A 13,532-nucleotide genomic window follows, 5' to 3' on the forward strand; every position below is an offset into this window, starting at 1 on the left:
CAAATAGCTTTTTTAAAAATTAAAAATTATGAAAACTTCTCTTTTTAAACAAGTTTGTAATGTTGTTAGCTGCTTAGTTTTTTTATTATTAATAGGTCAAAAAGTAAGTGCTCAATTAAAAGTAGGTGATCCAGGAGTAACGTTTGATGCTAGTAAGTATGATAACCGTTACCCGCAAATGAAAGAATGGCAAAAAGCCGGTGTTAGAGGTGGTATTCCGTTTTTAAAAGATGTAAAAATTGTAAAAACACTTACAAACGGAGCAAATAGTGACGCTATTAATAGTGCTATAAATGATGCATCTAAACAAAGTGGGTTAGTAGCAGTTTTACTTAAAAATGGAACTTATACTATTGATAAGCGAATTAAAATGAAATCTAATGTCTCTTTAATAGGAGAAAGCAGAGATAATGTAAAGTGTATTATAAAAATGAACAGTGGTGATGCTTTTAGTTTTTATAAGGTTCGTAAAAGTGGTATTTACACACTAACTATACAAGGTAGTTGGGGAAAACCTAAATACGACTGGAACTATAGTTTGGATGCTAATGATGAGCTAAAAAGTAACAATAATATCTCTGTTAAGTTTAATGACTCTGAAGATTGTTGGTTAGATAAAGTTAACATTTTAAATTCTGCTAGAGATCCTGTTAGAGTACCAGCAAATCATATAACGTTAAGAGATTTAAACGTTGATGGTGCGCATAAAAAAGCAGGTGGCGCACAAGGATATTTTTTTATTCAAGGTGCATATAACTTAATTACGGGTTGTAAGGTTACACATTTAAGACATATTTCTTTACAAGGAGGTAATGTAGAGTACAATGTGGTTTATGATAATGATTTTAGACAAGAGGTAAGTTTCCATAGCGGAGATAAAGGCAATAATTTAATAGAGAATAATAAAATTACTTTGCCTTTTGATATGCCAAACTCTAAAGCAGATACACCTAATGCGGTTTACAACAATAGTAATGAACCTAACTATTATGCTATTATGGGACCTTGGTCTAGTCAGCATCAAAACTCAGAAAAGCCTAATTTTATTTTTAAAAATAACTGTTTAGAAAAAAACCATAATAATGCTAGGCCTTGGTCTAATCCTAGTTTATTATATAAGGGACCTAGACAAGTAAAGCCATCTAATCCTGCTACTAATTTCCCTGCATTATCTGCAAGTTTAACACCTAAGGGAGGTACATTGTATCCTATGATTTTGAGTAAAAATACAGGAGGCTCTAATGCTTGTAATAGTACAGTAACGGTTGCTGGGGCTAATGATGCATACTTACAGCAATCAGCTAAATATAATACTAATGAGTTAAGAGTAGAGGGCAATGAACGAGTTAGTTACTTGCAGTTTAAAATACCTGCTAATTCTGCATCTATTGTAAATGCTAAGTTGCAATTAACTGTGTCAACAGATAGTGGTAGTGGCCGAATTGATGTTTTAAAAGGTAAATCTAATAGTTGGACAGAAGATAACTTGTCTACTACAAACAAACCTTTACAAGGTGCTAAATTAGGTACATTAACAACTACTTATACAAAGGGTGAAACTTATAGTTGGACACTAACGGACTTGCAACCAGGAGAAACTTTAACCTTAGTTGTAAAACAAGTTAATGGTAACGATGTTTCTTTTTGGTCTAAAGAAGGTGTAAAACCACCAAAATTAGAGCTAAAGTTAAGTTGTAATTCAGCTGCTTCTAAAAGCATACTAAGTTTAGAGGAAAAAGAACTTACATCTGCTATAAAAGTATATCCTAATCCTACGCAAAATTATGTAACAGTTTCTAATATAAAAGCAGGTCAGGAGCTTATTATTTATGATTTTTCAGGAAATGTAATATTTAAAAAAGTAGCTAATAGTTCTGCAGAAACCTTAGATACTTCTGGTTTAAAACCAGGAAAATATATAATTTCAATTCAAGGAAAAAAAGGCATTCAATTTATAAAAAAATAATAATCAAAAGCCGCTTAGCTATTATAGTTAAGCGGTTTTTTAATACTCTTACTATGATATTAAATAAACAAAAAATAAAAGCATATTTGTTCTGTGCTTTTCTATTATTAAGCGCACTATCTGTAGTTGCACAAAAAAACTATTACGTTAGTGCTTCTGGTAACGATGCTAACAACGGAACATCTGAAGCATCTGCATGGAAAACAATAAATAAAGTAAATAACTCAAAAAACAATATTAACGCAGGTGATATTATCAATTTTAATAAAGGAGACGTTTTTTATGGTTCTTTGGATTTAAAAGGAAAAAAAGGATCATCTGGTAAATCTATTGTGTTAAAGGCGTATGGTTCTGGTACAAAACCAGTAATTAGAGCAACAAAAAGGGTTAATAACTGGACACGCCACAGTGGTAATATTTGGAAAACAAACCTAGGTAAGGTAAATAATGGTAGAATTGCGTCTCTGTTTTTAAACAACCAAGCACAGCAAATAGGTAGGGAGCCAAATGTTAGTGCAGCTAATGGTGGTTACAGAACAATAAAATCTCACGCAGGAAATAATAAATCTATTTCAGAAGCATCAAGTTTACCATATGCATCAAACAGGTTTAAAGGCGGTGAAATTACTATTAGAACTACAGACGATAATGTAAAGGTAGAAACAGTTACATCTCACGGAGGTACAACGGTAAATTTTAGTTTATCTGATCCTAGTGCAGGTTTTGAAAACAATTTGGAAAACAATTTTGGATACTTTTTTCAGAATCACGTTAACACATTAGACAAAAACGGAGAATGGGCACACGATACCAATGCTGGTGTTTTGTATTTGTATAGCAATGGTAACCCTAACAATTTAAATGTAGAAATACCATCAGGGGAAGAGGCTTTAGCTTTAAATAATACCAATTTTATTAAAATTCAGGATTTAAGAGTAGAAGGAGGTTTAAGTCAGACTTTATCTATTAGCGGTGCATCTAACTTAACTATTACAAACTGTAATTTTTACAATGGTAATAACTACTTGTCTTTAGGTTTTACCTTAAGCAATATTAAAGTAACAAATACTGTTTTTGAAGAAAGTAATAACGTAGCAATACGTTGGGAAGGTATAAATGGATTAACCTTTAGCAATAATACAGTTAAAAATATTGGTATGCGTACTGGTATGGGGGCACCAGGTTTTATTGGTTATACAGGAGTTAGGTTTATTAGTAAATCTGGATCCTCTACTAACATTATAGAAAAAAACACAATTAAAGATATAGGATATCATGCATTAAATTTTGGTGGAGGTAATTTAAAAATTAGGTATAACAACATTAGTAATTATTGTTATACTAAAGATGATGGTGGTGGTATATATTCTGTTGGTAATAAAAACGGAAATAACAGCATTTATAACAATATTGTACACGATTCTCCTGGTGCAATTAGAGGTATACCAAGTGGTAGAGGCTTTAAAACAGCTGGTATTTATATAGATAACGATTCCCAAAACCAGTTAATTTATGAGAATACAGTATACAATATAGTAGGTTGGGGTTTAATGGCAAACTTGTCTAGTAAAAATACAATTAAAGATAATACAGTTTATAATTGTGATAATGGATTGGTACTATCTACTTATAGCAATAGTTTTGGTGCTGGTGGTAGTGTAGCAAAATCAACAAATAACACTATAACTAATAATATTTTGTTTTGTAAAAATCCAAATCAATTTTCTGCAAGGTATACCAACCAAATTACAGATGCTGGTTTTAATACCTTTTTAGGAGATGTAAATAGTAATTATTACTGTATGCCTTTTAATGGAAGTAAACAAATTAGTATAAGAGCAGGCAGACAAAATACAGAGTATAACTTAGGTGAATTTAAATCTAAATATCCTAATTACGAGGAAAAAGGAAAGAGTGCTCCGGTTACTTTTGCAGCAACAGCAAACCCTAATACTTTTATAAAATTTGAAGTAAATAATACAGGTGTTGCAAAATCTGTGAGTTTAGGGTCTACAGAGTATGTAGATGCTAAGCATAAAAATTACACAGGCAATATAACTTTAGCTCCTTACTCTGCTATAGTATTATTAAAAGGTAAGGGTGATGATGCTTTGCCAATAACTTCTCAGTTAATAGATAACGGTATGTATACTTTGGAGTCTGTAACCTCTAACCAAAGACTTTTATCTAGAGCCTTAGAGACATTTAACGCTAAAATGGTAAATCCAGGTAATTTTGATGATCAAAAATGGATTTTTACACATTTAGGTGATAACGTATACACTATAAAGAACAAAGCAAACAATAGATTTTTAGAAGTGCCTAATGCTAAATGTGAGAATAAAGTACAAGTAGCAACTTATACTAGTGCAGCTGGCAAACACCAACAGTGGAAAGTTGTAGAAAACGGAACTAATGTATACGGCTTATTGCCTAACCACTGCCAAACACAAGGTTTAGACCGTAATAACGGAACACTTAATACCAATGCTATAACTTATACTTATGAAAAAGGAAATGGCAATCAAAAATGGAAAATAGTACCAACAACAGCTAGTTTAAGAAGCAGTGAAGCTGTTTTAACAGTATATCCTAATCCTGCAAGTGAATTAATAAAAGTAGCAGGAGTAAAAGTAGGAGACAAGCTTGTAGTTAGGAATATGAATGGTGTTGTTGTAAAAGAAATGAATGCAACAGCAGAAGAAGCGGTTATTATTTTAGACAATTTAAAATCTGGAATGTATATTATTTCTATACCAGGAACAGAAAGCAAACAGTTTTATAAACAGTAATACTTAAAAATTAGTAAAATGCCACCTAAATGTAACGTTTGGGTGGTTTTTTAGTTTTCTGTTACTCTGCTTACTTGTTACGGCACGAGCGTGACGCTCGCGCTAGCGGGGGTAAATAAAAACTCAATCGATTATGGAATTATTAAAATCTTCATTTTCAAGATAACTTATTAATCTTTGTAATATTTCATAATCTTTTCCATATTTCGTTGCATTTATCTCGACTCCTTTTTTATAAGCACTTAATGCCCATTCTTTAAAATCAATATATTTAGAACTATTACATAATTTCATTATTATAAGAACTTTAAAATTAGTTTGTCCTGGTATATAGTTCGCATATTCTTCTTTTGACAAGTCATTTAAAATTTCATCATTTACAGACTTGGCATTAGGAAACTTTTCAAAAAACGGTAGAATATAAGAATCTATGTGACTTATTATTTCATTTTCAAACTCTTTAATATCTAAGTCTGTTTTAAGGGGAAGGCTTTCTAATTCATCAAATATTTTATTATATTTTTCTTTGTTTTTATACAAATCGTAGTTCACTACAACAGCTTCATAAACATTTGGTCTAAGCTCTATAAATCTACTTAGTATATCTATTACATTAGTAAAAGATATTCTTCCATAAACATTGACAAAACCTTTTGTTGTATCATCAAGTTCAAGAGTTATTTGATAATTACTATGTTTATTTGATTTATAAAAACTTAGACTTCCACTACGCTCTGAATAAGTTGATTCTGTTAATCCTCTATTTTTTAAAATTGGAATTAAAGAATTAAAAATTTGTTTATTAAGCTTCATATTAATTTGTTTTTAACACTCCTCCTTCATTAAATAACTTTATAAAATCCCCGCTAGCGCAAGCATCTTGCTTGTACCGTTAAACAAACTAAAAGTTTTACTTGTTTTTACTAAAGTTTCTTATAATTTTATAGATGTAATAAGCGCTTAAAACAAGTAAAGTTCCTTTACCTAAAAATACACCAAATTTGTTGTTGTGTAGGTATCTTAATATTGCTTCTAACAAACCAGCTCGCCAACTAGAAGGAAATTCCTCCATAGGTGTCCAAAAGTCATAAATATAGTAGAGAAACTCTAAACAGAGTACCGCAAATAAGTTATGTAACAGCTCTTGTGTTTTATCTGAGAGTTTCATTATAACATACAAATTATTAAACCTACTTTTTACTAAAGTCCCTTATTATTTTATAAATATAATAGGTGCTTAAAACAAGTAAAGTTCCTTTACCTAAAAATACACCAAATTTATTGTTGTGTAGGTAAGCTAATATAGCTTCAAATAATATAGGTCGCCAACCCGAAGGTTGAGTTTCACTAGGCGTCCAATAATCATATATGTAGTAGAGAAACTCTAAACAGAGTACCGCAAATAAATTATGTAACAGCTCTTCTGTTTTATCTGAGAGTTTCATATTTAAAATATTAACTCTTGCCTAAATATTTTATAAAATATTTAAGCAAGAGTTTCTGTAAGTTAATAAAGTTTTATTTATCTAAATAAAATTCTGTTTTAAAATTTAATGTGTTATTTATTTACAATTTTTATAAGCTGTAATTATTTTTTTTAAACCTTCAGCTTCATCTAAGTTAATTTCTGCAGTATTTAAATTCTCTTTAAGGGAAGGACAATCATTTAAATATTCAAATAATTTTTCAAACATTTTTTCTGAATTGTCTTTTTTGAATATTGTAGAACCCTCTACAATAAGCCCTTTTTCTTCACTGTCTTTCTTTAGAATATGGTATGTACTAGTTATAGATTTATATAACTTTAAGTTTTTAGAGTCATCTATAATTAAGTTAAATTTAGGTCCAGTTACTCCTTTAGTCGCAATCCCTGCATAGCAATCTCCAGATTCTTTTAAACATATTTTTACACCATCCTTAGCTTTGTAAGTTGTGTATTTATCTTTACCATTTTCTTTTTTTGTTATTAGGGACGCTACACCACCATAATTTTTAATAGAAGACATTCCAGATTTTTCTGATTCTAATTCATAAAACTCTATTGTTACAATACCTTCTATTTTTTCTCCTTCTGTCGTATAAACTATTGCTTCTTTTTTGTAAATATTGTCAGAAGTTTTCATTTCTGCCAATACTTCGTTTTTATGATTTTCTCTATTGATATTAAATTGCTTTGTTTGCATATCACCAAGAGTATAACCACTCATTATCATACGCTCTATTACTCTTTTTGCAATTTCATCACTATTGGTAGATTTTAAAGTATAATCTATGCCATTTTTGTTAAAAAGTGAAATTTCTCCCTTCTGATAAGTACCAGTTAAAAAATTAGTGGCATCGTATACCTTTACAATTGTTTGTTTTGTAGAACTATTGTAATTTGTTTTATAATGGCCGATAATAATGTCCTCTGCACCACCTTTTATAATGTTATTTTTATCAAATTTCAGGTTAAAATTTTCAACAACTTTATAAGCTTCTTTAAATTGGGCTATTTTATCATCTACAATAGAGTTTCTGGGTCTTGGCTTAGCAAAAAAAGCATTAATTTTATCATAGTTAATACCAGTGTCGCTTATAAATTCATTTTTTTTAACTAAATGTCTAACAATATTTTTTTCATTGCTAAGTGAAAACTTTAATCCAGTATCATCATAATCAAAAAAGTAAATATCGTTATTGTTTGGTTTACTAAATTTAAAAAATTTAAATGTTTCATCTCCTTTTAAGGATATTATGTTTTCTGATTCTACCTTAAAACTAAGTATGTCTTTATCGTTTAAATCTTTAAGGTCATAATGATTTAGCTCTATTTTAATAAGCTTACAAACTTCATTTTTATTAAGACTTAAAATATCTTTTTTTACCTTAACATCTTGGGCTATAGATGTTAATGATGTTAAAAACAAAGCAGCAATGAGTATTTTTTTTTTCATAATTATATTTAATTTATTTGATGAATATTTTTAGTTATTTGTGAACTCTCTAAAGTGTTAGAGTTTATGGTAATTTAATTATTGTAGACAAGTTACTTTAGTAGTTTTTTCAAGCTATTTTTTGCTGGCAATATAAGAATTTACTTTGTTTTGTAGTAGTTTAGTTTTAATCACTTGATTTATATTCTTACACATAAATTCCCTTTCCATAACAGTTATAATAGGTTCTTTACTATTGTTCTATTAATGAATTATGTATACTGTTTAGTATTTATTTTAGATGAAATAATTAATATAGTCGACGTATTGCATCTTTGATTTAAGAATTTACTTACTATTGATATTTACTAATTATGACTTATTTATTAATTAAAAATAATTTTCTATATTTGACTAACCAGAACAGAACAGAACGGTTTATGAAATTTAAAATTAATTCTAACAGTGATATTCCAAAATACTTACAATTGGTTAATGCAATTAATGATGCTTTAGCTAGTAATACTTTAACTAGTGGTGATGCTTTACCTTCTGTAAATAATGTATGTAAAGATTTTAGTTTGTCTAGAGATACCGTATTTAAAGCATATTCTATTTTAAAAGAAAATGGTGTTATAATATCTGTTCCAAATAAAGGATATTATATAGCAAATGATACTAAAAAAGTACTTCTAGTTTTAGATACTTTTAAAGCGTACAAAGAAGTTTTATATCATTCTTTTGTAAATAACTTGCCTAAAAATGTAATTGTAGATGTGCAGTTTCACCATTACAAAATAGAAAACTTTAAAACCATATTAAACAACAGCAAAGGAAAGTATTTTAAGTATGTTGTTATGAGTTTTAATGATAATGAAGTTGCCGAGGTGTTGTCTAATTTTGATAATGACGACCTGCTTTTAATAGATTGGAATATACACGCAAAAGAATATAACAATTATGTATTTCAAGATTTTGGCGTTTCTTTTTCTAATGCTTTAAAAGAGGCTATCTCTAATTTAAAAAAATACAAGCGGCTGGTATTTGTGTATCCTACATTCACATTTCATCCTTTTGAAACGGTTACATATTTTAAGAAATTCTGTAAGGAAAACAATTTAGATTTTGATGTTGTATTAGATGTAAATGACTTTAAGGTTCTAAATAATGAAGCTTACATAAGTGTAAGTGATAGAGTTTTAGGTAATTTTTTAGAACAGTGTAAAGATCAAAATCTGGAGCCAGGTACAGATGTAGGTTTCTTGTCTTATAATGAAACTCCAATGAAAAAATTTATATATAAAGGTATTAGCGTTGTATCTACAGATTTTAAAGCCTTAGGTTCTACAGCTGCTTCTTTCGTTACTAATGATGAGCCTTTGCAAAGCTATATTCCAACAAAATTAATATTAAGAGAATCTTTATAAGTATGTATTATATAGGGTATGATATTGGTAGTTCTTCTGTTAAAGCAGCATTGGTAGATGCAGATACAGGCAAACAAATAATTATTGTTAATGAGCCAGAAAGTGAAATGGAAATTATTGCTCATCAACCAAATTGGGCAGAACAAGATCCTAATGAATGGTGGAAACACGTTTGCAACGCTACAAAACGAGCAATTAAAGAATCTGGTATTAACGCATCTAAAATATCTGCAATAGGTATTTCTTACCAAATGCACGGTTTAGTAATTGTAGACAAAGAGTTAAAGTCATTACGTAATTCTATTATTTGGTGTGATAGTAGAGCTGTAGAAATAGGGGAAAATGCTTTTAATAAAATTGGCAAAAAAGAATGCGCAGCAAGACTTTTAAATTCACCTGCAAATTTTACGGCATCTAAACTAAAATGGATTAGAGATAATGAACCAGATGTTTATAGTAAAATTTACAAATATATGCTTCCAGGAGATTTTATTGCAATGCAACTTACAGGGGAAGTAAACACTACAAAAAACGGATTGTCTGAAGGGATTTTGTGGGATTTTAAAAATGATGAATTGGCTTCGTTTTTATTAAATCATTATGGGATAAATGAAGGGTTAACACCAACCATTGTATCAAACTTTAAAAATCAGGGTGTTGTAACTAATAATGCATCTTTGGCTTCTGGACTTCCTGTTGGTATTCCTGTAAATTACAGAGCCGGAGATCAACCAAATAATGCACTTTCTTTAAATGTATTTAACCACGGAGAGGTTGCAGTAACCGGAGGTACATCTGGTGTAGTATATGCAGTAACAAGCAATTTGCAGTCTAAAGAAACATCTAGAATTAACCATTTTGCTCACGTAAATTATACTCAGAATACGCCTGTATTAGGTAAACTCTTAAATATAAACGGTGCCGGAATTCAATACCGTTGGTTAAAACAGAATTTAGGAGCTACTAGTTATGATGAGATGAATAAAATGGCCTCTAAAATTTCTGTAGGGTCTAATGGATTAAGTTTGATACCATTTGGTAATGGAGCAGAACGTATGTTTAATAATAAAACTATAGGGACTCATTTTTGTAATCTAAACCTAAATAAACATACAAACGCACATTTATATAGAGCAGCATTAGAAGGTATTGCTTTTTCATTTGCTTATGGTATGCAAATATTAATAGAGGATAATACAGCTATTAATGTTATTAGAGCAGGAAACGATAATTTATTTAGGTCTCAAATTTTTTCTGAAACAGTAGCTACTTTAATTGGTTATGAAATAGAAATATACAATACCACAGGCGCTGTTGGTGCAGCAAAGGTTGCGGGTGTAAAAAATGGTGATTTTACAGTATTTAAAAACAATAGCACAACTAATGATCACATAAAAACATACAAACCATTAAAAGATAAAACTCCTTATGTTTTGGCATACGAGAAATGGAAAAACGAATTAGAAATCATTTTAAAACATAAATAATATGGCATTAATTGGCAATAAAGAATATTTTAAGGGTATTGGAGATATCAAGTTCGAAGGGAAGGAGTCTACAAATCCTTTAGCGTTTAAATATTATAATCCAGACCAAATGGTAGCTGGTAAAACAATGAAAGAGCATTTTAAATTTGCTATTGCGTATTGGCATTCTTTCTGTGGTCAGGGTTCAGATCCTTTTGGGCCTGGGACTCAAAATTTTCCTTGGGACTCTTCATCAGACCCATTACAAGCAGCAAAAGATAAAGCAGATGCTGCATTTGAGTTTATTACAAAAATGGGATTTGATTATTATTGTTTTCACGATTTTGATTTGATTAATGAAGGTTCAACTTTGGTAGAATCGGAAAAAAGAATTCATAGTATTACAGATTATCTTAAGGATAAAATGGAAGCTTCAAAAGTGAAGTTACTTTGGGGAACATCAAACTGTTTTTCTAACCCAAGGTATATGAATGGTGCTGCTACTAATCCAGATTTTAATGTGGTTGCAAGAGCAGGAGCACAGGTAAAATTAGCATTAGATACTACTATTGCTCTAAACGGAGAAAATTATGTGTTTTGGGGTGGTAGAGAAGGTTATATGTCTTTGTTAAACACAGATATGGGCAGAGAGTTAGATCATATGGCGCAGTTTTTAACTACAGCTAGGGACTATGCTAGGTCACAAGGGTTTAAAGGTACATTTTTTATAGAGCCAAAACCTATGGAGCCAATGAAACATCAATACGATTTTGATTCGGCTACTGCAATTGGTTTTTTACGTAAGTATGGTTTAGATAAAGATTTTAAAATTAATATAGAGGTAAATCACGCTACTTTGGCACAACATACTTTTCAGCATGAGTTAGAGGTTGCAGCTAACGAAGGTATGCTTGGTAGTATTGATGCAAACCGTGGTGATTACCAAAATGGTTGGGATACAGACCAATTTCCTAATAACATACAAGAAACTACAGAGGCAATGTTAGTATTTTTAAAGTCTGGAGGTTTACAAGGTGGTGGTGTTAATTTTGATGCTAAAATTCGTAGAAATTCTACAGATTTAGAAGATGTTTTTTTAGCACATATTGGTGGTGCAGATACTTTTGCTAGAGCACTGTTAACAGCAGAAAAAATTATAAATTCTTCTGCTTATGATGAGCTTAGAAAAAAACGTTATGCTTCTTTTGATACAGGAAAAGGTAAAGACTTTGAAAACGGAAAATTAAACCTTCAAGATTTACATAAAATAGCATTAGAAAATGGTGAGCTAGATTTAAAAAGTGGCAAGCAAGAATTGTTTGAGAATATCATAAATCAATATATATAATAAAAATATAACTTAAGGTGCATAAGCCACATAAACTGGCTTTGCACCTTTTTTTATTAACAAGTACCAACCAAAAACCTTAAAACTTATGAAAACCTCAACCAATACCTTAACCAATACCTTATTTCTATGGAGACTAACCTTGGTAGCTACTTTAGGCGGACTCCTATTTGGTTATGATACTGCAGTAATATCTGGAACAGTAAGTTCTCTGGAACAGTTTTTTGTATTACCATTTGGGTTGTCTGAAACAGCATCTAATGTAAGACTTGGCTTTTTAGTGTCTAGTGCGCTAATAGGATGTGTTATTGGTGGTGTTTTTGGAGGTTTAATAAGTAAAATACTTGGCAGAAAAAAAGGGTTAATCTTAGCAGCTACTTTGTTTTTAATATCAGCCTTAGGTTCTGCTATGCCAGAGCTGTTTATAAAACCAATAGGAGAGGCAGACCATACTTTTATGTATATATTTATCTTATACCGTATTATTGGAGGTATAGGTGTTGGTTTAGCGTCTATGTTATCACCTTTATACATTGCAGAAATTGCTCCAGCTAATAAAAGAGGAAAGTTAGTTTCAATGAATCAGTTTGCTATAATTTTTGGTATGCTTATAGTTTATTTTGTAAACTATTCTATTTCAAATCAAGGAGATGAAAATTGGTTAAATACAATTGGTTGGCGTTGGATGTTTGCTTCAGAAATAATACCTGCAAGCTTGTTTTTACTGTTATTGGTTTTTGTACCAGATACACCAAGATCTTTAGTTTTAAAATCTAATCCAGATAAAGCGCTAGACGTTTTAATTAAGGTTAATGGTGAGCGAGAAGCTTTACATATTTTAAATCAAATTAAAAATACGGTTACAAGTAATTCTGCTAAATTATTCTCATATGGTATACCTGTTATAATAATAGGAATTTTGCTATCTGTTTTTCAGCAATTTGTAGGCATAAATGTAGTCTTGTATTATGCTCCTGAAATTTTTAAAAGTATGGGGTCAGAAACAGATACTGCTTTATTACAGACCACTATTGTTGGAGCCATAAACCTACTTTTTACAATATTAGCTATACAAACAGTAGATAAGTTTGGGAGAAAACCATTAATGATTATAGGAGCTATAAGTATGGCAGTGTCTATGTTTGCTCTAGGAACCTCTTTTTTTACAGCGTCATTAGGTGTTTTTGCATTATTGTGTATGTTAATTTATGTTGCAGGTTTTGCTATGAGTTGGGGACCTGTTGCTTGGGTTTTGTTATCAGAAATTTTTCCTAATAATATTAGAGGCAAAGCACTGGCAGTAGCTGTTGCTGTACAATGGGTAGCTAATTATTTGGTGTCTTTGACTTTTCCTATGATGGATAAAAACAGTTATTTAATTGAAAAATTTAATCACGGTTTTGCATATTGGGTTTACGGTATAATGGCAGTTTTAGCAGCATTTTTTGTTTGGAAATTTATACCAGAAACAAAAGGAAAAACATTGGAAGAAATGAATGATTTGTGGCGTAAAAAATAACCCATATTTTAAGTCATTCAACTTAATTTCTTGTTATAAATTTTAGCCTAAACAAAGAAATTTTTAGGTTAAAAAGCTATTAAAACACGATAAAATTCA

At 30.3% G+C, this 13,532-nt stretch carries 10 protein-coding genes; 6 read left to right on the top strand and 4 right to left on the bottom strand.

Annotated elements, in window-relative coordinates; genetic code table 11:
* Positions 1 to 28: 28 nt before the first annotated feature.
* Both AX016_RS11685 and AX016_RS11690 read left to right on the top strand, forming a co-directional pair.
* The gene (locus AX016_RS11685) at positions 29 to 1,966 is read left to right on the top strand and encodes a CBM96 family carbohydrate-binding protein (protein ID WP_100895781.1); all 1,938 of its coding nucleotides are present in this window, start codon (positions 29 to 31) and stop codon (positions 1,964 to 1,966) included.
* Between the two features lie 53 nt (positions 1,967 to 2,019).
* Positions 2,020 to 4,758, top strand: coding sequence for a right-handed parallel beta-helix repeat-containing protein (locus AX016_RS11690; protein ID WP_100895782.1), 2,739 nt, complete (start codon positions 2,020 to 2,022; stop codon positions 4,756 to 4,758).
* Between the two features lie 123 nt (positions 4,759 to 4,881).
* On the opposite strand, the gene AX016_RS11695 is transcribed toward AX016_RS11690, so the two are convergent.
* The 4 genes from AX016_RS11695 to AX016_RS11710 all read right to left on the bottom strand — a co-directional run bounded on the left by AX016_RS11695 (position 4,882) and on the right by AX016_RS11710 (position 7,694).
* The gene (locus tag AX016_RS11695) at positions 4,882 to 5,571 is read right to left on the bottom strand and encodes a hypothetical protein (RefSeq protein WP_100895783.1); all 690 of its coding nucleotides are present in this window, start codon (positions 5,569 to 5,571) and stop codon (positions 4,882 to 4,884) included.
* A 97-nt stretch (positions 5,572 to 5,668) separates the two neighbouring features.
* Complete coding sequence (locus tag AX016_RS11700; RefSeq protein WP_100895784.1) at positions 5,669 to 5,926, bottom strand: hypothetical protein; 258 nt, start codon at positions 5,924 to 5,926, stop codon at positions 5,669 to 5,671.
* Positions 5,927 to 5,948: 22 nt separating this feature from the next.
* Positions 5,949 to 6,203 (bottom strand): hypothetical protein, encoded by a 255-nt coding sequence (locus AX016_RS11705; protein ID WP_100895785.1) that lies wholly within the window; start codon positions 6,201 to 6,203, stop codon positions 5,949 to 5,951.
* A 117-nt stretch (positions 6,204 to 6,320) separates the two neighbouring features.
* Positions 6,321 to 7,694 (bottom strand): hypothetical protein, encoded by a 1,374-nt coding sequence (locus AX016_RS11710; protein ID WP_100895786.1) that lies wholly within the window; start codon positions 7,692 to 7,694, stop codon positions 6,321 to 6,323.
* Between the two features lie 419 nt (positions 7,695 to 8,113).
* On the opposite strand from AX016_RS11710, the gene AX016_RS11715 reads away from it, so the two are divergent.
* The 4 genes from AX016_RS11715 (at position 8,114) to xylE (ending at position 13,433) form a co-directional block, all read left to right on the top strand.
* Positions 8,114 to 9,100, top strand: coding sequence for a GntR family transcriptional regulator (locus AX016_RS11715; protein ID WP_100895787.1), 987 nt, complete (start codon positions 8,114 to 8,116; stop codon positions 9,098 to 9,100).
* Between the two features lie 2 nt (positions 9,101 to 9,102).
* Positions 9,103 to 10,587, top strand: a complete 1,485-nt coding sequence (locus AX016_RS11720; protein WP_100895788.1) for a xylulokinase — start codon at positions 9,103 to 9,105, stop codon at positions 10,585 to 10,587.
* Position 10,588: 1 nt separating this feature from the next.
* Complete coding sequence (gene xylA / locus AX016_RS11725; protein WP_100895789.1) at positions 10,589 to 11,914, top strand: xylose isomerase; 1,326 nt, start codon at positions 10,589 to 10,591, stop codon at positions 11,912 to 11,914.
* A gap of 88 nt (positions 11,915 to 12,002) precedes the next feature.
* The gene (gene xylE, locus AX016_RS11730) at positions 12,003 to 13,433 is read left to right on the top strand and encodes a D-xylose transporter XylE (protein WP_100895790.1); all 1,431 of its coding nucleotides are present in this window, start codon (positions 12,003 to 12,005) and stop codon (positions 13,431 to 13,433) included.
* Positions 13,434 to 13,532 lie beyond the last annotated feature (99 nt).

Source organism: Cellulophaga sp. RHA19, from assembly GCF_002813425.1.
Lineage (GTDB): Bacteria > Bacteroidota > Bacteroidia > Flavobacteriales > Flavobacteriaceae > Cellulophaga.